Origin of the sequence: Burkholderia sp. ABCPW 11, assembly GCF_001523445.1 — a bacterium.
Lineage (GTDB): Bacteria > Pseudomonadota > Gammaproteobacteria > Burkholderiales > Burkholderiaceae > Burkholderia.
The window spans coordinates 33,124-54,585 of the sequence record NZ_LOVM01000008.1 but is presented as its reverse complement, the minus strand read 5'-3'; the positions used below and the strand labels follow the sequence as shown (position 1 = coordinate 54,585).

The following is a 21,462-nucleotide window of genomic DNA, read 5'->3' as shown; positions in this document are numbered from 1 at the left end:
CGTTCAACCAGACAGAGCCACACATGAACATTTCCAAATTCTTTATCGACCGGCCGATCTTTGCAGGAGTCCTATCGGTGGTCATCCTGCTCGGCGGGGTGATCGCGATGTTCCTGCTGCCGATTTCGGAATATCCGGAAGTCGTGCCGCCTTCCGTGATCGTGAAGGCGCAGTACCCGGGCGCGAACCCGAAAGTGATCGCCGAGACGGTCGCGTCGCCGCTGGAAGAACAGATCAACGGCGTCGAGGACATGCTCTACATGCAGTCGCAGGCGAACAGCGACGGCAACATGACGATCACCGTCACGTTCAAGCTCGGCACCGATCCGGACAAGGCCACGCAGCTCGTGCAGAACCGCGTGAACCAGGCGCTGCCGCGCCTGCCGGAAGACGTGCAGCGGCTCGGCATCACCACGGTGAAGAGCTCGCCGACGCTGACGATGGTGGTCCACCTGATCTCGCCGGACAACCGCTACGACATGACCTACCTGCGCAACTACGCGCTGATCAACGTGAAGGATCGCCTGTCGCGGATCCAGGGCGTCGGCCAGGTGCAGCTGTGGGGTTCGGGCGACTACGCGATGCGCGTGTGGCTCGATCCGCAGAAGGTCGCGCAGCGCGGGCTGTCGGCCGAGGACGTCGTGCAGGCGATCCGCGAGCAGAACGTGCAGGTCGCGGCCGGCGTGATCGGCGCATCGCCGTCGCTGCCCGGCACGCCGCTGCAGCTGTCGGTGAATGCGCGCGGCCGTCTGCAGACGGAAGAAGAGTTTGGCGACATCGTCGTGAAGACGACGCCGGACGGCGGCGTCACGCACCTGCGCGACATCGCGCGGATCGAGCTCGACGCGTCCGAATACGGGCTGCGCTCGCTGCTCGACAACAAGCCGGCCGTCGCGATGGCGATCAACCAATCGCCGGGCGCGAACTCGCTGCAGATCTCCGACGAAGTGCGCAAGACGATGGCCGAGCTGAAGCAGGACATGCCGGCGGGCGTCGACTACAAGATCGTCTACGACCCGACGCAGTTCGTGCGTTCGTCGATCAAGGCCGTCGTGCACACGCTGCTCGAGGCGATCGCGCTGGTCGTGATCGTCGTGATCGTGTTCCTGCAGACCTGGCGCGCGTCGATCATTCCGCTGATCGCGGTGCCGGTGTCGATCGTCGGCACGTTCTCGTTGCTGCTGGCGTTCGGGTATTCGATCAACGCGTTGTCGTTGTTCGGGATGGTGCTCGCGATCGGGATCGTGGTCGACGATGCGATCGTGGTCGTCGAGAACGTCGAGCGCAACATCGAGAACGGGATGACCGCGCGGCAGGCGACCTACAAGGCGATGCAGGAAGTGAGCGGGCCGATCATCGCGATCGCGCTGACGCTCGTCGCCGTGTTCGTGCCGCTCGCGTTCATGTCGGGCCTGACCGGCCAGTTCTACAAGCAGTTCGCGATGACGATCGCGATCTCGACGGTGATCTCGGCGTTCAACTCGCTGACGCTGTCGCCGGCGCTGTCCGCGATCCTGCTCAAGGGCCATGGCGACAAGGAAGACTGGCTCACGCGCGTGATGAACCGCGTGCTCGGCGGCTTCTTCCGCCGTTTCAACAAGGTGTTCCATCGCGGCGCGGAGAACTACGGGCGCGGCGTGCGCGGCGTGCTGTCGCGCAAGACGCTGATGCTCGGCGTGTACCTCGTGCTGGTGGGGGCGACGGTGCTGGTGTCGAAGGTCGTGCCGGGCGGCTTCGTGCCCGCGCAGGACAAGGAATACCTGATCGCGTTCGCGCAACTGCCGAACGGTGCGTCGCTCGACCGCACCGAGAAGGTGATCCGCGACATGGGTTCGATCGCGCTGAAGCAGCCAGGCGTCGAGAGCGCGGTCGCGTTCCCGGGGCTGTCGGTGAACGGCTTCACCAACAGCTCGAGCGCGGGCATCGTGTTCGTCACGCTGAAGCCGTTCTCGGAACGGCACGGCAAGGCGCTGTCGGCCGGCGCGATCGCCGGTGCGCTGAACCAGAAATACGGCGCGATCAAGGATTCGTTCGTCGCGGTGTTCCCGCCGCCGCCGGTGCTCGGCCTCGGTACGCTCGGTGGGTTCAAGATGCAGATCGAGGATCGCGGCGCGGTCGGTTACGCGAAGCTGTCGGATGCGACCAACGACTTCATCAAGCGTGCGCAGCAGGCGCCTGAGCTCGGCCCGTTGTTCACGAGCTACCAGATCAACGTGCCGCAGCTCAACGTCGATCTCGATCGCGTGAAGGCGAAGCAGCTCGGCGTGCCGGTGACCGACGTGTTCAACACGATGCAGGTGTATCTCGGTTCGCTGTACGTGAACGACTTCAACCGCTTCGGGCGCGTGTACCAGGTTCGCGTGCAGGCCGATGCGCCGTTCCGCCAGCGCGCGGACGACATCCTGCAACTGAAGACACGCAACGACCGTGGCGAGATGGTGCCGCTGTCGTCGCTCGTCACGGTGACGCCGACGTTCGGCCCGGAAATGGTCGTGCGCTACAACGGCTACACGGCGGCCGACATCAACGGCGGCCCGGCGCCCGGCTTCTCGTCGGGGCAGGCGCAGGCCGCGGTCGAACGCATCGCGCACGAAACGCTGCCGCGCGGCGTGCGCTTCGAGTGGACCGACCTCACGTACCAGCAGATCCTCGCGGGCGATTCGGCGATGTATGTGTTCCCGATCAGCGTGCTGCTCGTGTTTCTCGTGCTTGCCGCGCTGTATGAAAGCCTGACGCTGCCGCTCGCGGTGATCCTGATCGTGCCGATGAGCATTCTGTCGGCGCTGACGGGCGTGTGGCTCACGCAGGGCGACAACAACATCTTCACGCAGATCGGCCTGATGGTGCTGGTGGGGTTGTCGGCGAAGAACGCGATTCTGATCGTCGAATTCGCACGCGAGCTCGAACACGACGGCAGAACGCCGCTCGAGGCCGCGATCGAGGCGAGCCGGTTGCGGCTGCGCCCGATCCTGATGACGTCGATCGCCTTCATCATGGGCGTGGTGCCGCTCGTCACGTCGACGGGCGCCGGTTCGGAAATGCGCCATGCGATGGGGGTCGCGGTGTTCTTCGGGATGCTCGGCGTGACGCTGTTCGGGCTGATGCTGACGCCGGTGTTCTACGTCGTGCTGCGTACGCTCGCGGGCGGCAAGATCCACGTCGCCGGCAAGGATTCGACGGGGTACGGCGTACCGGCGCCCGATGCTTGAGGACCAGAAAATGAATGACTTGCACAACACGAATGGCCTGATGCGTTTCGCGAAGGTGGCGGCCGCGAGCACCCTGCTCGCGACGCTGCTCGCCGCGTGCGCGGTCGGCCCAGACTACAAGCGTCCGGATGCGGCGGCGCCCGCCGCGTTCAAGGAAGCGCCGACCCTCGCTGCCGGCGAGCAGGCCGGCACGTGGAAGACGGCCGAGCCGTCGGACGGCGAACATCGCGGCGAATGGTGGAAGGTGTTCGGCGATCCGGTGCTCGATTCGCTCGAGACGCAGGCGCTCGCCGCGAACCAGAACCTCAAGGCCGCGGCCGCGCGGGTCGAGGAAGCGCGTGCGGCGACCCGTTCGGCGCGCTCGCAATGGTTCCCGCAGATCGGCGCCGGGTTCGGGCCGACGCGCGAGGGGCTGTCGTCGGCATCGCAGTTCCAGCCGCAGGGCACGGGCCCGACCAACGCGACGCTGTGGCGCGCGCAGGGCACGGTGTCGTACGAGGCCGACCTGTTCGGCCGCGTCGGCCGCAACGTCGAGGCGTCGCGTGCCGACCAGGCGCAGAGCGAAGCGCTGTTCCGCTCGGTGCAGCTCGCCCTGCAGGCCGACGTCGCGCAGAACTACTTCGAGCTGCGTCAGCTCGACTCGGACCAGGATTTGTACCGCCGCACGGTGGAGCTGCGTCAGCAGGCGCTGAATCTCGTGCAACGCCGCTTCAACGAAGGCGACATCAGCGAGCTCGACGTGTCGCGCGCGAAGAACGAACTGGCCAGCGCGCAGGCCGATGCGGTCGGCGTCGCGCGCCGGCGCGCGGCGTCCGAGCATGCGCTCGCGATCCTGCTCGGCAAGGCGCCCGCGGATTTCGCGTTCAAGGAAACGCCGATCGTGCCGGTCGCGGTGAAGATTCCGCCGGGCCTGCCGTCCGCGCTGCTGGAACGCCGCCCGGACGTGGCGGCGGCCGAGCGCGCGATGGCGGCCGCGAACGCACGGATCGGGCTCGCGAAGTCGGCGTACTTCCCGAAGCTCGATATCACCGGATCGTTCGGCTATGAGGCGTCGACGCTCGGCAACCTGTTCCTGTGGTCGAGCCGCACGTTCCTGCTCGGGCCGTTCGCCGGCACCGCGCTGACGTTGCCGCTGTTCGACGGTGGGCGACGGGCGGCCGGCGTGCAGCAGGCGCGCGCGCAGTACGACGAACAGGTCGCGAACTACCGGCAGCAGGTGCTCGTCGCGTTCCGCGAGGTCGAGGACAATCTCGCCGATCTGCGCCTGCTCGACGACCAGATCCGCGCGCAGGATGCCGCCGTCAACGCGTCGCGCCGGGCGGCGAAGCTGTCGCGTACGCAGTATCAGGAAGGCGAAGTCGCGTATCTCGACGTGATCGACAGCGAGCGCTCGGTATTGCAGTCGCAATTGCAGGCGAACCAGTTGACGGGGGCGCAGGCGGTGTCGACCGTCAACCTGATCCGTGCGTTGGGTGGCGGGTGGGGTGCGGCGCCGACGGCGGTCGGCGGTGCGGCGACCGGCAAGGAGGATGTGGCTGCGCGTTGAGTATCAGTGGCGCGCAGCGCCATGCGACGGCGGCCGATACGGCCGCATGTCGAAAAGGAAAACCCGATCCGTGGCGACGCGGATCGGGTTTTTTTACAGGCAGCGCGCCTGCGTGCGGTTGCACGGCTACGCACCGATGCAATTCGTGATCGGTCGCGGATGGCGATTCAGACTGCCGCAGCGACAGTGCGGTAGTTGCAACTAACGGTCGAGTCGGCGAGCATCGACCACCGGTACCGCGGCTACGCGCGGCGGCTGGTGGTGAAGCGCAATGCGTGCATTGCTGAGGGACTTCAGGAAAGAAGGGGAGACGGGCGGAACGAACCCCGCCCGATCGCGTTACGTCGCGACGAACTCGTGCACGTAACGATTGAACACCGCGGGGCTTGCCGCGTTCATCCCGTGCGATGCGCCGGCGACGGTCTGCCGTTGTGCATTGCCGATCCATTGCGACAGCGTGTCGACGTTGTGGCGGAACATCTTCGGGCTGCGCTGGCCGTCGATCAACAGCGTGCGGCAGGCGATATCGCCTGCGGTTTCGGCCGAATAGGCGGGCAGCGGATCGCGCAGCTGCTTCGGCAGCGTGCTCGCGTTGTCGATCGCCATCGTGCGAAAGCGCGACGTGCTCTTCTTCCATGCACCGGGCAGGCTCACGGAATCGACGAACATCTCGAGGCCGGCCTCGACATCGCCTTGCTCGATCAGGTTCACGGCTTTCGTGCGCAGCGCGAGCGCGGCGGCCGGCAGCGCGGCTTCGCGCACGCCGGGTTGCTGGAGCGGGCCGCCCGGATCGGCGAGCGTCAGCGATTCGACGAGGTGCGGATGTTGACGTGCGACGTTGAACGCGACGCTGCCGCCGCGCGAATGACCGACCAGATGCACGGGGCCGAGATCGAGCGCGTCGATGAATTCGGCGAGCTCGTCGACGTGGTTCTGCCAACTGAACTCGTCCTGGATGCCCGCTTCGACGGCCGGCCAGTAATGACTCAGGCTCGGCGCGATGCAGCGGTAATGAGCCGACAGCGATGCGAGCTGCGGATCCCAGTAACGGTAGTCGCACAGCGAACCGTGAACGAACACCATCGGCGCGCCGCTGCCCCGCTCGACATACGGCAGGCTGATGCCTGACGAAAGCGTCGCAAATTGCAGGTCGGGGTTCGCGAGCACGGACGGCTCGATTCGCATGTTCATGACTGAAAGACTCAAAGGTGCGTCAACACGACGCAACTATGCATCACGGCGAGCTGCAAGCAAAACGCATAATTTTCATCGCGACGATCAATTTTATTGATGGCTTCGCCGGAAACCCTTGTCGGAGCGTGCTCATGTGCCGAAGCCTTCAATCATCCGACGAATCATTTCGATGCTGAAAGGGCGTGCGACGGCCTCCACGCACGCACCTTGGCCTTGGGAAAGGGAAGGTTTGCCGGTCAGCGCACCGCTAACACCGGCGCGCTCCGAACCTCGACCGGCAGATCATTGTCCGCCGCAAACCGCATCGCGAAGTCGAACGCATCCGCGCACACGTCGCGCAATTCGTCCGACACGAACAGGCATTTGACGCCGCCGTCGACGACCGGCATCGCGAGCCGTGACAGCGCGCACGGATAGCCGGGCCGCCGTTCGCCGACGAACAGCGTGATGACGCCCGCGAGCCGCTCGGGCCAGTCGCTCGGGCGAAAGGTTTTCCGCGCGTGCGTGACGCCGCGGATCAGGTGGCCGGCGAGACGGCCCCGTTCGGTGATGTCGATGCGATCCATGCCGATGTGCGTATCCTCTCGTTCGCGTCATTCGCCGCCGTCGGCCGCCGCGTCGCCGCGCGCGGGAATCCGCAGGTGACGCAACTTGTGATAGAGCGTTTTCTTCGGCATGCCGAGCGCCTCGCTCGCATCCGCGACGTTGCCGCCGTGACGCCGCAGCATGTCCTCGATCAGCATCCGCTCGAAATACGCGAGCTGTTCCGCGAGCGTGCTGCCGGCCGTCGGCGCGCCGCCGGACGACAGCAGGCTGTCGCCGGTCAGCCCGAGCACGAAGCGGTCGGCCACGTTCTGCAGTTCGCGCACGTTGCCGGGCCATGCGTGCGTCATCAGTTCGGACACCTGCGCGGCGGTGACGACCGGCGCCGGCTGCCCGAAGCGCCGCGCGGCCGCGAGCACGAAATGCTCGAACAGCAGCGGCACGTCCTCGCGCCGCTCGCGCAGCGGCGGCAGCTCGATCTGCGCGACGTTGAGGCGATACAGCAAATCCGCACGAAAGCGGCCGTCGGCCGCGAGTTCGGCGAGATCGGCCTTCGATGCGGCGATGACGCGGCAGTCGACCGGAATCAGTTCGTTCGCGCCGAGCCGCTCGATCACGCGCTCCTGCAGCACGCGCAGCATCTTGATCTGCAGCGCAATCGGCATCGTCTCGATCTCGTCGAGGAACAGCGTGCCGCCGTCCGCCCATTCGATCTTGCCGATGCGTTTCTTGATCGCGCCGGTGAACGCGCCGGCTTCATGGCCGAACAGCTCGCTCTCGAACACCTGCTCGGGCAGGCCGCCGCAGTTCAGCGCGACGAAATGCGCATCGCGCCGGCCGCCGAAGTCGTGCAGGCTGCGCGCGATCAGCTCCTTGCCGGTGCCCGTCTCGCCGGTGATCAGCACCGACACCGACGTATCCGCGAGGCGCAGGATCTTCTTGCGCACGTCGGCCATCGCGGGCGACTTGCCGAGCACGAACGCCTCGATGCCCTGCCAGTTGTTCAGCGCCGCACGCAGCCCCTGCACCTCGAGCGTGAGCCGGCGTTTCTCGACGGCGCGCGCGACGCGGCCGGCGATCAGGTCCGACGAGAACGGCTTCTCGATGAAATCGTACGCGCCGACCTGCATCGCGCCGACGGCCGTCGAGATGTCCGCGTGGCCGCTGATCAGCACGACCGGGATCTGCGCATCGACGGCCATCACGCGGTCGAGCAACTGCAGCCCGTCGATGCCCGGCATCCGCACGTCCGACACGATCACCACCCGCGCGCCGGGCGCGACGTGGGCGAGCGCGTCGGTGGCGGACGCGAACGCGTCGACCGGGAACCCGGCGAGCGCGACGGCCTGCTCGACGCCGATCCGGACGTTCTCATCGTCCTCGACGACCAGCACCCGAATCTCATGTTCCATGCTCTGTCCTTTGTTGCGGCGTCGCCGCCGCGAATTCGATGGTGAACTGCGCGCCGCCTTCGTCGCGGTTCGTCGCGGCGATCTTCGCGCCGAACGCCTCGACGATGCGCGACGTGATCGCGAGGCCGAGCCCGAGGCCCTGGCCGCGCGGCTTGGTCGTGACGAACGGCTCGAACAGGTGCGGCAGCACGTCGGGCGCGATGCCGGCGCCGCTGTCGGCCACCGTGAAGCGCACGCGGCCGGCATCGTCCGCTTCGGCCGCCTCGATGACGATGCGGCGCACCGGCGCGTCGTGCACCGCGTCGAGCGCGTTGCCGAGCAGGTTCACGATCACCTGCTGCAACTGGCTCGATTCGGCCGAGACCGTCGTGCCGGGCGCGATGTTCACGTCGAGCCGCACGCCTTCGTCGCGAATGCGCGCGTCGTAGATGAGCCGCGCATGCGCGACGGCCTCGTTCAGCGACACCGCGACGCGCTCGACGTCGGGCTTGCGCGCGAAGGTCTTCAACTCGCCGGTGAGCACGGCCATGCCGTCGACCAGCTTGCCGACCCGTTCGAGGTTCGCGAGCGCCGGCGCCGGCTGGCCGCGTTCGAAGAACGTGCGCGCGTTGTCGCACAGCGTGCGGATCGCGACGAGCGGCTGGTTCAGCTCGTGCGTGAGGCCGGCGGCCATCTGCCCGAGCACCGCGAGCTTGCCCGCGTGCACGACCTCCTGCTGCGACGCGCGCAGGCGCTGCTCGGTGCGTTCGCGCTCGTCGATCTCGCGCTGCATCCGCTCGTTCGCGGCCGTGAGCGCGGCCGTACGCTGCGCGACCGTCAGCTCGAGCCGGTCGTTCGCGCGGCGCAGCGCGTCCTGCGCGCTCAGCCGCGCGATGATCGCCCGGCGCCGCTGGATTGCATAGCCGACGAGCAGCGCGACGATCAGGAACGCGCCGGTGACGAACACGAACGCGGTCTGCTGCTGGCGCCGCGCGCCCGCGATGTCGAGCAGCACCATCAGCGAATCGCCGGCCTGCGGCGCGGGGCGCGACATCACGAGATAGCGCGCGGTGCGGCCGGCGCGGTGCGGATCGGGAAAGGTGCCGAACCAGGCGGCCGAGCTGCGGTCGCCGATGCGGCGATAGGGCAGCGCGTCGACGGTGCGGCCCGCGTACTGGCGCGACGCCTGGATGTCGCGCTGCTGCTGCGCGGTGATCGGGCGCAGCGCGGTGAATTTCCACGAAGGCTCGGTCGAGATCACGACCACGCCGTTGCCGTCGACCACCAGCGCGGCGACGCCCGGCGCGCGCCACGCCGATTCGAGCGGGTCGACGCTGATCTTCACGGCGGCCACGCCGATCGGCACGCCGTCGCTGCGCACCGCGCTCGCGAAGTAGACGCCCGGCACGCCGGTGTTGGTGCCGATGCCGAAGAAGCGGCCGCTGCCGCGCGCGAGCGCGTCCTTGAAGTACGGCCGGTACGACACGTTGGTGCCGACGAAACTGATCGTCTCGTTCCAGTTGCTGGCGGCGATCACGTCGCCTTGCAGATCGATCACGTCGACCGCGCCGCTGCCCGCGTCGCGATTCACGGCTTCGAGGTAGGTGTTCACCGCATGCACGAGTTCGGGCGCATCGTTCGGCGCGGCTTTCAGCATCGCCCGCACGCCGTCCTGCCGCGCGACCAGGCCGGGCAGGATCTCGAAGCGGCCGAGCTCGCTTTTCAGGCTCGACGCGTACAGGTCGAGCCGGTGCGCGCCGGCCTCCTCGAGCGCGTCGATCGCGCGTTCCCACGCGAAATCGACAGCCGCGCCGGCCACGCCGACATACAGCACCGCGGCCGATGCCCAGCCCCACCACGGGATTCCCTTGAAGCTCTTCTGCACGTTCGCCCTCATCAAGCCCGCTACTGGTCGTCCGCTACCGGCCCTCCGCAACCGCCCGCTCCGAACGACGCGCGCCGCGCGCCGGCAGGGCCGGCGGCGGCGCGTGCGAAGCAGCCGGCGCGACGATGCGCGCGGCCGCGCGTTATCCGAAGTGCGCGACCAGGATCAGCGTCACCGTGACGACGATCGCGCCGCCGATCCGCGTGGCGATCTGCGCGAACGGCATCAGCTGCATCCGGTTCGCGGCGGTCAGGATCGCGACGTCGCCGGTGCCGCCTTGCCCGCTGTGGCAGGCGTTCACGATTGCGGTGTCGATAGGGTACATCTTCAGCAGGCGGCCGACCACGAAACCGGTGCCCATCAGCGTCGCGACGGTCGACACGATCGTGACCACGTTCACGATCGTGAAGGCGGCGGTCAGCTTGTCCCACGGCGTCATCGCGACGCCGATCGCGAACAGCAGCGGATACGTGACGGCTGTCGAGAAGAACTTGTAGACGACGAACGCGCCTTCCTGCAGCGGCGGCGACACCGCACGCGCGAGCTTCACCAGCACCGCGAGGAACAGCATCGCGACCGGCGCGGGCAGGCCGAACAGCTTGTGCGCCATCAGGCCGACGAGGTACAGCGTGATCGCCGTGATGCCGGCGCCCGCGATGTGCGTGACGTCGACGTGGCCGCGGATCTCCTCGCTTTCCGGCGTCATGTCGCCGCTTTCGCCGACTTGCAGGCGGCCGTTGCCGGTCAGGTGCGGCAGGCGCTTGCCGAGCATGTCGAGCGCGCCCGACAGGATGATCGCGGTCAGGCTGCCGAGCATCACCGATGGCAGCACCATCGCGAACATCTCGCCTTGCGGCAGGTGCATCAGTTCCGAGTAGCCGATCGACAGCGGAATCGCGCCTTCGCCGACGCCGCCCGCCATGATCGGCACGACGATGTACAGCAGCGTGTGGCGCGCGCCGAGGCCGAGCGCGGTGCCGACCGCCGTGCCGACGATCGCGGCCGCGATGGAGCCGACGGCGAGCGGGACGAAGATCTTCACGAAGCCCTGGATCAGCACGCGCCGGTCCATGCTCAAGATGCTGCCGACGATGATCGACGCGATGAACAGGTACAGGAAGTTGGTCGACTTCGTGAATTCGACCGTCAGGTTCAGCACCGGCTTCGGCAGCACGTGGTAATAGGTGAGCGCCGACGGCACGAAGGTCGCGAAGATCGCGGCCGCGCCGATGTTGCGCAGCAGCGGCAGGCGCTTGCCCAGTTCCGCGCAGGTGAAGCCGAAGAACGCGAGGACGGCGATCGCCATCGAGATTTCGCCGGGCACCTTGCCCGTCACCGCGAAGCCGACGATCAGCCCGAACAGGATCACGTAGACCGGCAGCGGGATGATGCCGATGCGGATTTCCATCAGCTTCCACCAGCCTTGCGGCCAGAAGCGTTCGCGCGTGGCGGGACCGGCTGCGGCAATCGGCTCGGGATGGGACGGAGTTTGGATAGAGGTCTGCAAGACGTGTCTCCTGATGTTTGGAATGCCTGCATTCGCTTCGCGGCATCGTGTGCCGTCTATTACGCAACCCCCGTGCCAACATTGCAGCCCACCGGAATATTTTTAATGCATTGATTCATAAGGGATTTATTTCGTCTGCGGAAAGGGTTCTCCACGCCGGCTGGCCGAGATTTCGGAATCGGCGCGGCGGGCAGGCCGAGATTTCGGCCTGGCGGCGCCCGGGCAGCCGGCTGTTGCTCCGCTACGGCGCGCGCGGGCGATCGGCGCGGCATGGCCGGTATTCGGTCTGCCGGGCGGCGCAGCGCGCCCGACGCCGCCATATCGCCGCGCGCGATTTTCTTCGCACAATCGCTTCGTAGACCGTCCTCCCGCCGCTCTCTATCATCGGCTGATCCTTTTCCGATGCAACGACGACTGTCCGGAGAGCGCCCGTGCGTTCGCCGCGGCGTCGCTCATCCGTCGATACCGTCTTTGGACAGGAGAGTGGTTTCCATGCTGCATCCCGTTTTTTCCGCCCGCTTTTCCGCCGGCCGCCTGGCCCGCCTGCTGACGGCCGCGCTGCTCGCGGCATGGCTCGGCCTCGTGCTGCCGAACGGCGCGCGCGCCGACACCGCGCCGCTGAAGGTCGGCATCTCGACCAGCCCGCAGATCGAGGCGCTGAAGATCGCCGCGAAGGAGGCGAAGGCGCAGGGCCTCGACGTGAAGATCGTCGAATTCACCGACTGGAATACGCCCAACGCGGCGCTCGCGAACAAGGACATCGACGTCAACTACTTCCAGCACATCCCGTTTCTCGAGAACGCGAAGAAGCAGGGCGGCTACGACTTCATCGCGATCGCGCCCGGCACGATCATGAAGATCGGCCTCTATTCGAAGAAGGTGAAAAGCTTCGCCGAGCTGAAGGACGGCGCGCGCGTCGCGATCGCGAACGATCCGGTCAACGGCGGGCGCGGTCTGTTGCTGTTGCAGCGCGCGGGGTTGATCGCGCTGAAGCCGGGCGCCGACTACCGTGCGACGACGCACGACATCGTCGCCAATCCGAAGCACCTGAAGATCATTCCGCTCGAAGCGTCGCAGCTCGCGCGTTCGCTCGACGACGTCGACCTCGCGCAGGGCTACCCGAGCTTCATCAAGCTTGCGGGCACGGCCGACCCGAACAGCGCGCTGCTGTTCGACGGCACCGAGAACAAGAACTTCGCGATCCAGTGGGTCGTGCGGCCCGAGAGTGCGAACGACCCGCGCATCCGCAAGTTCATCGCGATCTACCAGCACTCGCCGGCCGTGCGCCGGGCACTCGACAACGCGTTCGGCTCGCTGTACGCGATCGCGTGGTGATGGAGCGAGACATGACGACGGCGAACCGCAAGAAGATCCTGCTCAACGCGTTCAACATGAACTGCGTCGGGCACATCAACCATGGGCTGTGGACGCATCCGCGCGACCGCTCCGCGCACTACACCGATCTCGACTACTGGGCCGATCTCGCGAAGACGCTCGAACGCGGCAAATTCGACGGGATCTTTCTCGCGGACATCGTCGGCGTGTACGACGTGTTCGGCGGCGGGCCGGACGCCGCGTTGCGCGAATCGGTGCAGGTGCCCGTCAACGATCCGCTGCTGCTCGTGCCGGCGATGGCGCAGGTCACGCGGCATCTCGGCTTCGGCGTGACCGCGAACCTGACCTACGAGCCGCCGTACCTGTTCGCGCGCCGCATGTCGACGCTCGATCATCTGACGAAAGGGCGCGTGGGCTGGAACATCGTGACCGGCTATCTCGACAGCGCCGCGCGCGGGATGGGTCTCGCGCAGCAGATCGGCCACGACGACCGCTACGAGCGCGCCGACGATTACATGGACGTCGTCTACAAGCTGTGGGAACGGAGCTGGGACGACGACGCGGTGATCCGCGACGCGCAGGCGCGTGTGTTCGCGCAGCCGGGCAAGGTGCGGCGCGTGAAGCACGACGGCCCGTTCTATTCGATCGATGCGATTCATCTGAGCGAACCATCGCTGCAGCGCACGCCGGTGCTGTACCAGGCCGGCTCGTCCGCGCGCGGCGTCGAGTTCGCGGGCCGCCACGCGGAATGCGTGTTCGTGAACGGGCAGAGCAAGGCCGCGGCGCGCGCGGCGGCGCTCGACATCCGCGCGGCCGCCGCGCGGCAGGGGCGCGACCCGGCATCGATCAGGATTTTCGCCGGGGTGAGCGTCGTGACCGCCGAGACCGAGCGGCTCGCGCGCGAGAAATTCGACGAGTACCGGCGCTACGCGAGCCCGGAAGCCGGCCTCGCGCACTTCGCGAGCTCGACCGGCATCGACTTCGCGAAATACGGCCTCGACGAGCCGATCTCGTACGTGAAGACCGATTCGATCCAGTCGGCGGTCGACGCGATCTCGCGCAAGAGCACGACGGGCACGTGGACGGTGCGCCGGATGCTCGAGCAGATGTCGCTCGGCGGCCGTTATGCGCCGATCGTCGGTTCGCCGTCGCAGGTCGCGGGCGAACTGCAGTCGTGGATCGACGAGACGGGCATCGACGGTTTCAACCTGACGCGCACCGTGATGCCGGAATCGTTCGAGGATTTCGTCGATTGGGTCGTGCCCGAGCTGCAGAACCGTGGCGTCTACAAGGAAGACTACGATCCCGCGCCGACGCTGCGCGAGAAGCTGTTCGGCGCGGGCCCGCGCCTGCCTGCCTGGCACACCGGCGCGCAGCACCGGCCGACGGCCGTATCCGAACCCGCGCATCCCGCGCATGCCTGAACGTGACGGAGCGAAGCGATGACGCAATTGTTCGATACGCTGGGTTTCATCGAGGCATCGGCCGTACGCGCCGGCGCCGCTGCGACGGCGCATGAGGAAACGGCCGCGCCGGCCGACGGCGCGGCCGTGTCGCTGGAGCAGGTCGGCAAGGTGTTCGCGACGCCGCGCGGCCACGCCGCCGCGCTGCGCGACGTGACGCTCGACGTGCGGAGCGGCGAGGTGTTCGGGATCATCGGCCGCAGCGGGGCCGGCAAGTCGACGCTGCTGCGGCTCGTGAACGGCCTCGAACGGCCGAGCTCGGGCCGCGTGCGCGTGCAGGGCGTCGACGTCGGCGCGCTCGACGAGGATGGCCTCGTCGCGTTGCGGCGCCGCACCGGCATGGTGTTCCAGCATTTCAACCTGCTGTCCGCGAAGACGGTGTTCGAGAACGTCGCGCTGCCGCTGAAGATCGCCGGCGTGCCGAAGGCCGAACGCGTGCGCAAGGTCGAGGCGCTGCTCGATCTCGTCGGGCTCGCCGCGAAGCGCGATGCGTATCCGGCGAGCCTGTCGGGCGGACAGAAGCAGCGTGTCGGCATTGCGCGGGCGCTCGTGCACGATCCCGAGGTGCTGCTGTGCGACGAGGCGACGTCGGCGCTCGATCCGGAAACCACGCAATCGATCCTCGCGCTGCTCGCGGACATCAACCGCCGCCTCGGGCTGACGATCGTGCTGATCACGCACGAGATGGAGGTGATTCGCGCGGTGTGCGACACCGTGGCGGTCATCGAACAGGGCGAGGTCGTCGAAACGGGGCCGGTATGGCGCGTGTTCGGCGATCCGCGCCACGGCGCGACGCGTGCGTTGCTGAGCACGCTCGGGTACGACCTGCCGGCCGAGCTGGCCGCGCGCGTGCGGCCGCTGCCCGAGCCGGCCGCGCTGCCCGACGGCGCGCAGGTCGTGCTCGACGTCCGCTATACGGGCGAGAGCGGCGGCGAGCCGGACGTCGGCGCGCTGGCAGCGGCGCTCGGCGGCTCGGTGCGGTTCCTGCACGGCGGCATCGAAAGCATCCGCGGGCATGCGCAGGGGCGGCTCGTGATCGCCGCGACGCCGCGTGCGGACGACGCCGGCCCGTCGGCGGCGCGCGGCGGTGCGGTCGCCGCGCTGCTCGAACGCGCGCGCCGCCATGCGAATCGCGCGGAGGTGCTCGGCTATGTTTGAGCTCTGGTGGCCCGAACTGCTCGACGCGATCCGCGACACGCTGTCGATGGTCGCCGCGTCGGCCGCGATCGCCGCGCTGATCGGCATCCCGCTCGCGGTGATTCTCGTGACCACCGCGCCCAGCGGCATCTACGCGCGGCGCGGCGTGAACGCGGTGCTCGGCGCGCTCGTCAACGTGTTCCGCTCGACGCCGTTCATCATCCTGCTGGTCGCACTGCTGCCGTTCACGCGCGTGCTGATCGGCACGACGATCGGTGTCTGGGCGGCCGTCGTGCCGCTGTCGATCGCCGCGATCCCGTTCTTCGCGCGGATCGCCGAAGTGAGCCTGCGCGAAGTCGATCGCGGGCTGATCGAGGCCGCGCTCGCGATGGGCGCGAAGCGCCGCCACATCGTGTGGCACGTGCTGCTGCCCGAAGCGCTGCCCGGCATGCTCGGCGGTTTCACGATCACCGTCGTCGCGCTGATCGGCTCGACCGCGATGGCGGGCGCCGTCGGCGCGGGCGGGCTCGGCGATCTCGCGATCCGCTACGGCTATCAACGTTTCGACACCACCGTCATGGCGACCGTGATCGTGATCCTGATCGCGCTCGTCTCGGCCGTGCAAATCACGGGCGACTGCCTGGTCCGACGCGTGACCCGGCGCACCTGAGCGACGCCACGAGCGTCCGCTTGCTTCCTTCACGATCCTGAGAGAGAAAAACGATGACCTTGCCCCTCGGCGCGCCGCGCGAATGGAACGGACAATTCGAGGAAGCGCTGTTTCTCGACGTGGCGCGACGCCATCGTCCGGACTTCCCCGACAAATTGGCGACGCCGCCGCGCGAGCCGCGCGACGACGACGAGCTGGCCGCCGTCGCCGACTACTACACGAAGATGGCGTCGCACGACCTGTTCATCGTGCAGGTCGTCGCGAAGGCGATCGACACGCTGTTCCGCGACGATCCACATTTCCAGCTGATCCTGTCGCGCCAGCTCGGCGACGACGGCGCGCATGCGGTGATCGGCCGCGAGCGCGTGGCCGCACTCACCGGGCGCGACCCGCTGCCGGAAGTCGACCGGCTCGTCGCCGCGCACTGGGCACGCATCGGCGACATCGCGGTGCGCGACGTCGCGGGGTTTCTCGCGTTCGAATGGCATTACGAGTTGCACATCCTCGCGAAGCTGTGGATTCAGCGCAAGACCGGCCGCATCGGCGACAGTGCGATGCGCGAGCACGGCGAGAACCGGATTCGCCCGGACGAGGAGTGGCATCGCGTGCAGATCGTCCAGTGGTGGTTCGACACGCTGCAGGCGCTGCCGGCCGCCGAGCGCGACGCGCTGATCGATCGTGTGATCGCGGCCGACGAGGAAACCCAGGCGCGGCTCGACGGCTACCTGCACGACGAGTACGCGCACACGGCGCTGGTGTTCGGCGCGGATATCGCGGAATATCGTGCGATCTACGACGACTGGCGGCGCGAGATCCTGTCGCGGCTGACCGGCCGCCGGCTTGGCGCGCTCGTACCGCTGTCGGGCGAAACCGCTGAACAGGAAGCCGTCGCATGAACGATCCACGCCGCCCGGCGACCCTCGAGCCGGATACCGATCCGCCGGCCGTCGACCGCGCTGCGCTGGCGCGCGCGATCGACGCACTGCGCGCGAGCGCCGCGGAGCGCGACCGCGCGGGCGGTCATGCGGCGCAGGAGAAGCAGTGGCTCGCCGATGCGGGCCTGCTGACGCTCGCGGTGCCGCGCGCATTCGGCGGTCAGGAAGCGGCGTGGCCCGCGATCTACGACGTCATCCGGCAGGTCGCGCGGGTCGACAGCGCGCTCGCGCATCTCGTCGGGTTCCAGTGCCTGCAAGTGGTGAGCGTCGACGTGTGGGGCAGCGCCGCGCAGCGCGAGCGCTACCTGCGCGGCACGGTCGACGAGCGCTGGTGGTGGGGCAACGCGGTCAATCCGCTCGACACGCGGCTCGTGGCCACGGCGACGGCCGACGGCGGCTACCGGCTCGACGGCGTGAAGGGCTTCTGTTCCGGCACGCGCGGCTCGCAGCGGATGACGGTGTCCGCGCACGATCCCGCCACCGGCCGGACCGTGTTCGGCGTGGTGCCGACCGATCGGGTGGGGATCACCGTCAACGAGGATTGGGACCCGATCGGCCAGCGCCAGACCGACAGCGGCAGCGTGCGCTTCGACGGCGTGGCGCTCGCGGCGGACGAGGTGCTGCATCGTTCCGAGACTCCGCCGACGCCGCGCGCGACGCTGCGCACGCTCGTGTCGCAGCTCGTGCTGACGAACCTGTTCGTCGGCCTGGCGGAAGGCGCGCTGGCCGAGGCACGCGATTACGTGCGACGGCATGGCCGCCCGTGGATTCACTCGGGCGTCGAGCGGGCCGAAGACGATCCGTACACGCTCCAGCGCTTCGGCGACATGCGCGTGCGCGCGATCGCCGCGGCGGCGCTGGCCGATCGCGCGGCCGGCACGTTGCAGCACGCGTGGGCGCGGCAGGATGCGCTGACGGCCGACGAACGCGCCGAAGTCGCGCTCGCGGTATCGGAAGCGAAGATCGTCGCGCAGCGCGCGGCGCTCGACAACGGCGAGGCGCTGTTCGATGCGTGCGGCGCGCGCGCGACGGCCGCATCGCTCGGCCTCGACCGCTTCTGGCGGAATGCGCGCACCCATACGCTGCACGACCCGCTCGACTACCGGCTGCGCGACGTGGGCCGGTTCGCGCTCACCGCGGAATTGCCGCCGGCGTCGCTCTATACGTGATACGCAGCGCGGCGGCACCGGCAAGGCGCCGCGTGCTGCCGCCTTCGCCGTTGCCACATCGATGAGCCGGCCTGCTGGACGTCTGGAATGATATGTTATATCGTAGCGATACAATATATCATTTCATTCTCAACGCCCTGTTCCGGAATCGCCGATGAGCCCCGCCCTTCACCCGTCCACGCGGCTTCCCGTAACCGTCCTGTCCGGCTTTCTCGGCGCGGGCAAGACGACGCTGCTCAACCACATCCTCAACAACCGCGAGGGCCGGCGCGTCGCGGTCATCGTCAACGACATGTCGGAGGTCAACATCGATGCGGCGCTCGTGCGCGACGGCGGCGCGGGGCTGTCGCGCACCGACGAGAAGCTGGTCGAGATGAGCAACGGCTGCATCTGCTGCACGCTGCGCGAGGATCTGCTGATCGAAGTCGACCGCCTCGCGCGCGAAGGGCGCTTCGATCAGCTGGTGATCGAATCGACCGGCATCTCGGAGCCGCTGCCGGTGGCCGAGACGTTCACGTTCGAAGGCGAGGACGGCCGCAGTCTCGGCGAAGTCGCGCGGCTCGACACGATGGTGACGGTGGTCGACGCGTTCAATTTCCTGCGCGACTACGCGTCGCGCGACAGCCTGCAATCGCGCGGCGAATCGATGGGCGACGAGGACGCACGCACGGTCGTCGATCTGCTGATCGACCAGATCGAGTTCTGCGACGTGCTCGTGATCAACAAGATCGACCTGATCGACGGCAGCGCGCGCGAGCGGCTGGTCGCGCTGCTGCGCGGGCTGAACCCGCGTGCGCGGATCGAGATCGCCGAATTCGGCAAGGTGCCGCTCGAGCGTGTGCTCGACACGGGCCTGTTCGACTTCGACGCGGCGTCGCGCGCGCCGGGCTGGCTGCAGGAGCTGCGCGGCACGCACACGCCGGAGACCGACGAATACGGCATTCGCAGCTTCGTCTATCGCGCGCGGCGGCCGTTCCATCCGCAGCGCTTCCTCGATCTCGTCGAAAGCGAATGGCCGGGCGTCGTCCGCTCGAAGGGGTTCTTCTGGCTGGCCACGCATCCGACCGTCGCCGGTTCGTGGTCGCAGGCGGGCGCGGTTGCGCGGCACGGGCCGGCCGGCCACTGGTGGGCGGCCGTGCCGCCCGAGCGCTGGCCGCAGGATCCGGAAGCCGTCGCGCAGATCCGCGCACGCTGGGACGAGCACGTCGGCGACGCACGGCAGGAGCTCGTGCTGATCGGCATGGACATGGACGAGCCGGCGCTGCGCGCGCGCTTCGACGCGTGCCTGCTGACCGATGCCGAGATGGCGACCGGCCCCGAACACTGGACCACGTGGGACAACCCGTTTCGCGACTGGCCCTGACCTGAACGCGCGCTGCCTGCATCGATCCGGATGGAGAAGGCGCTCCACCGGATTCCAGACATGAATGCAGCGCTTCCCGATATTTCACTGACCGATGCCGCGCCGGGCCTTGGCCCGCTCGAATGGGTCGGCATGCAGGGCGTCGATCTGCCCGTCGTCGTGGCGGAGCCCGGCTGCCGGCGCGACGCGCATGCGCGTGCCGACGTCCAGGTCGATCTGCCTGCGCCGCGGGTGAAAGGCATCCACATGTCGCGGCTGTACGGGCTGCTCGACCGGCTGGCCGATGGTGAAGCGCTGTCGCCGGCAGGCTTGCAGCGCATGCTGCGCGCGATGATCGACAGCCACCGCGACTGCGACACGCGCAGCGCGCGCGTGCGGCTGCGCTTCGACCTGCTGGCCCGTCGCGCCGCGCTCGTGACCGACGGGCTGGCCGGCTGGAAGGCTTATCCGGTGCAGATCGACGCGACGCTGGCCGGGGATGCGTTCGCGCTGCGTGCGCAGGCGACGATCGTCTATTCGTCGACGTGCCCGTGCTCGGCGGCGCTGTCGCGGCACTGGGTCGAACAGGCGTTTCTGGCGGCATTCGGCCGCGACGATCGCGTGGAGCCGGCGGCGGTCGCCGCGTGGCTGAAACGGCATGCGACGGCCGCCACGCCGCACAGCCAGCGCAGCGAAGCCGTCGTCGGCGTGGCGCTGCCGGCCGATGGCGCGACACTGGGGCTGATCGACCTCATCGATCGCGTCGAGCATGCGCTGGGCACGCCGGTGCAGACGGCCGTCAAGCGTGCGGACGAGCAGGCGTTCGCGGTGCTGAACGGCGAGAACCTGATGTTCGTCGAGGATGCCGCGCGCCGCGTGCAGGCCGCGCTGGAAGATCGCCATGCAAGCCCGCGCGTGCACGTGCGCCATCTCGAAAGCCTGCATCCGCACGATGCAGTGGCGTGGGCCGCACCGGTACGCGAAGGAGGCGACGCATGCTGATCCGCAAGCTGTTCCGGTTCGAGAACGCACACGTCGTACGCGGCTGCAGCACGCGGCGTTGCTCGCATTCGATCCATGGCCACTCGTACCGCGTCGAGTTGCTGCTCGAGGCGCATGCGCTGGATCACGGGCAGATGATCTACGACTTCGGGCTGCTCAAGGGCGACGTGCGCGACCTGATCGACGCGTTCGACCATGCGGTGACGCTGTGGTCGGACGACGATCCGCACTACGTCGAAAGCATGAGCCGGCATTCGGAGCGCTGGGTGCGGCTGCCGGTATCGCCGAGCGCCGAGCAATTCTCGCGCGTGCTGTTCCGGCTCGTCGATGCCGCGTTGTCGGGCACGCCGATGTCGAACGGCGAAGCTGACGTGCGACTGTATTCGGTGATCGTTCACGAAACCGAGACCGGCTACGCACAGTGCTTCCGCGACGATGCATTCAACCCGCGCATGGGCCGCATCGACCTCGACGCGATCGTCTTCGCGCCAGCCATCGTCGCGCAGTGGCGCGATCCGGGCCTGTTCGAGCGGCTCAAGCGCGGCCAGGTCCTTTCCATACAGGAATCCTCATGATCAGGAAGAACCCGCGCGGCGACCTGCCGCAGATTCATCCGAACGCGTTCGTCGACCCGACCGCCATCCTGTGCGGGCGTGTGATCGTCGAGGAGAACGTGTTCATCGGCCCGTACGCGGTGATCCGCGCCGACGAAACGGATGCGGACGGCCAGATCGCGCCGATCGTGATCGGTGCGCATTCGAACATCCAGGACGGCGTCGTGATCCATTCGAAATCGGGCGCGAGCGTGACGATCGGCAGGCACACGTCGATCGCGCATCGCGCGATCGTCCACGGGCCGTGCACGGTCGGCGACGGCGTGTTCGTCGGATTCAACAGCGTGCTGTTCAATTGCACGATCGACGACGGCTGCGTGGTGCGCTACAACGCGGTCGTCGACGGTTGCCGCCTGCCGCCAGGCTTCTACGTGCGCTCGACCGAACGCATCGGGCCGGAAACCGACCTCGCCGCGTTGCCGCAGGTGACGCCCGACGCGAGCGATTTCTCCGAGGACGTCGCGCGGACGAACAATGCGCTGGTGCGCGGTTACAAGCACATCCAGAACGAGTTTTGATT

The 21,462-nt window shown here is 68.0% G+C and carries 17 protein-coding genes; 12 read left to right on the top strand and 5 right to left on the bottom strand.

Features of this window, described 5'->3' with window-relative positions; all coding sequences use genetic code 11:
• Nucleotides 1–23 precede the first annotated feature (23 nt).
• Together ceoB and opcM are read left to right on the top strand one after the other, a co-directional pair.
• Nucleotides 24–3,209 (top strand): multidrug efflux RND transporter permease subunit CeoB, encoded by a 3,186-nt coding sequence (gene ceoB / locus WS61_RS04290; RefSeq protein WP_059499390.1) that lies wholly within the window; start codon nt 24–26, stop codon nt 3,207–3,209.
• A gap of 10 nt (nt 3,210–3,219) precedes the next feature.
• A complete protein-coding gene (opcM, locus tag WS61_RS04285) occupies nt 3,220–4,755 on the top strand; it encodes a multidrug efflux transporter outer membrane subunit OpcM (RefSeq protein ID WP_059499621.1) in 1,536 nt (511 codons plus the stop codon).
• 339 nt (nt 4,756–5,094) lie between these two features.
• Here opcM and WS61_RS04280 read toward each other — a convergent pair whose 3' ends face one another.
• The 5 genes from WS61_RS04280 to WS61_RS04260 form a co-directional block, all read right to left on the bottom strand.
• On the bottom strand, nt 5,095–5,946 hold the full coding sequence (locus tag WS61_RS04280; protein ID WP_059499389.1) for an alpha/beta fold hydrolase: 852 nt from the start codon (nt 5,944–5,946) through the stop codon (nt 5,095–5,097).
• A 239-nt stretch (nt 5,947–6,185) separates the two neighbouring features.
• On the bottom strand, nt 6,186–6,515 hold the full coding sequence (locus tag WS61_RS04275; protein ID WP_059499388.1) for a DUF3579 domain-containing protein: 330 nt from the start codon (nt 6,513–6,515) through the stop codon (nt 6,186–6,188).
• A 27-nt stretch (nt 6,516–6,542) separates the two neighbouring features.
• Nucleotides 6,543–7,904 (bottom strand): sigma-54 dependent transcriptional regulator, encoded by a 1,362-nt coding sequence (locus WS61_RS04270; protein ID WP_059499387.1) that lies wholly within the window; start codon nt 7,902–7,904, stop codon nt 6,543–6,545.
• Nucleotides 7,894–9,780 carry an ATP-binding protein gene (locus tag WS61_RS04265; protein WP_059499386.1) on the bottom strand — a complete coding sequence of 629 codons (1,887 nt, stop codon included), beginning with the start codon at nt 9,778–9,780 and terminating at the stop codon, nt 7,894–7,896. The genes WS61_RS04270 and WS61_RS04265 overlap by 11 nt, the downstream gene beginning before the upstream one ends.
• Nucleotides 9,781–9,910: 130 nt before the next feature.
• Nucleotides 9,911–11,275, bottom strand: a complete 1,365-nt coding sequence (locus WS61_RS04260; RefSeq protein ID WP_059499385.1) for a 2-hydroxycarboxylate transporter family protein — start codon at nt 11,273–11,275, stop codon at nt 9,911–9,913.
• Between the two features lie 492 nt (nt 11,276–11,767).
• On the opposite strand from WS61_RS04260, the gene WS61_RS04255 reads away from it, so the two are divergent.
• From WS61_RS04255 to WS61_RS04210, 10 genes are all read left to right on the top strand, one after another.
• Nucleotides 11,768–12,610, top strand: coding sequence for a MetQ/NlpA family ABC transporter substrate-binding protein (locus tag WS61_RS04255; protein ID WP_059499384.1), 843 nt, complete (start codon nt 11,768–11,770; stop codon nt 12,608–12,610).
• Between the two features lie 11 nt (nt 12,611–12,621).
• Complete coding sequence (locus tag WS61_RS04250; protein WP_059499383.1) at nt 12,622–14,034, top strand: LLM class flavin-dependent oxidoreductase; 1,413 nt, start codon at nt 12,622–12,624, stop codon at nt 14,032–14,034.
• An 18-nt stretch (nt 14,035–14,052) separates the two neighbouring features.
• Nucleotides 14,053–15,231 carry a methionine ABC transporter ATP-binding protein gene (locus tag WS61_RS04245; RefSeq protein WP_059499382.1) on the top strand — a complete coding sequence of 393 codons (1,179 nt, stop codon included), beginning with the start codon at nt 14,053–14,055 and terminating at the stop codon, nt 15,229–15,231.
• Entirely contained in the window at nt 15,224–15,880 is a 657-nt protein-coding gene (locus tag WS61_RS04240; protein ID WP_059499381.1) for a methionine ABC transporter permease, read from the top strand. Before WS61_RS04245 ends, WS61_RS04240 begins: the two co-directional genes overlap by 8 nt.
• 53 nt (nt 15,881–15,933) lie before the next feature.
• Nucleotides 15,934–16,776 (top strand): hypothetical protein, encoded by an 843-nt coding sequence (locus WS61_RS04235; RefSeq protein ID WP_059499380.1) that lies wholly within the window; start codon nt 15,934–15,936, stop codon nt 16,774–16,776.
• Complete coding sequence (locus tag WS61_RS04230; RefSeq protein ID WP_059499379.1) at nt 16,773–17,984, top strand: acyl-CoA dehydrogenase family protein; 1,212 nt, start codon at nt 16,773–16,775, stop codon at nt 17,982–17,984. Before WS61_RS04235 ends, WS61_RS04230 begins: the two co-directional genes overlap by 4 nt.
• A 154-nt stretch (nt 17,985–18,138) precedes the next feature.
• Nucleotides 18,139–19,347: a zinc metallochaperone GTPase ZigA gene (gene zigA / locus WS61_RS04225; protein ID WP_059499378.1), complete on the top strand. Its 1,209-nt coding sequence runs from the start codon at nt 18,139–18,141 to the stop codon at nt 19,345–19,347.
• Between the two features lie 60 nt (nt 19,348–19,407).
• Entirely contained in the window at nt 19,408–20,328 is a 921-nt protein-coding gene (gene folE2, locus WS61_RS04220) for a GTP cyclohydrolase FolE2 (RefSeq protein WP_179949654.1), read from the top strand.
• Nucleotides 20,322–20,903, top strand: a complete 582-nt coding sequence (locus WS61_RS04215) for a 6-carboxytetrahydropterin synthase (RefSeq protein WP_059499376.1) — start codon at nt 20,322–20,324, stop codon at nt 20,901–20,903. The genes folE2 and WS61_RS04215 overlap by 7 nt, the downstream gene beginning before the upstream one ends.
• Nucleotides 20,900–21,460, top strand: coding sequence for a carbonate dehydratase (locus WS61_RS04210; RefSeq protein ID WP_034206075.1), 561 nt, complete (start codon nt 20,900–20,902; stop codon nt 21,458–21,460). The genes WS61_RS04215 and WS61_RS04210 overlap by 4 nt, the downstream gene beginning before the upstream one ends.
• Nucleotides 21,461–21,462: the final 2 nt, after the last annotated feature.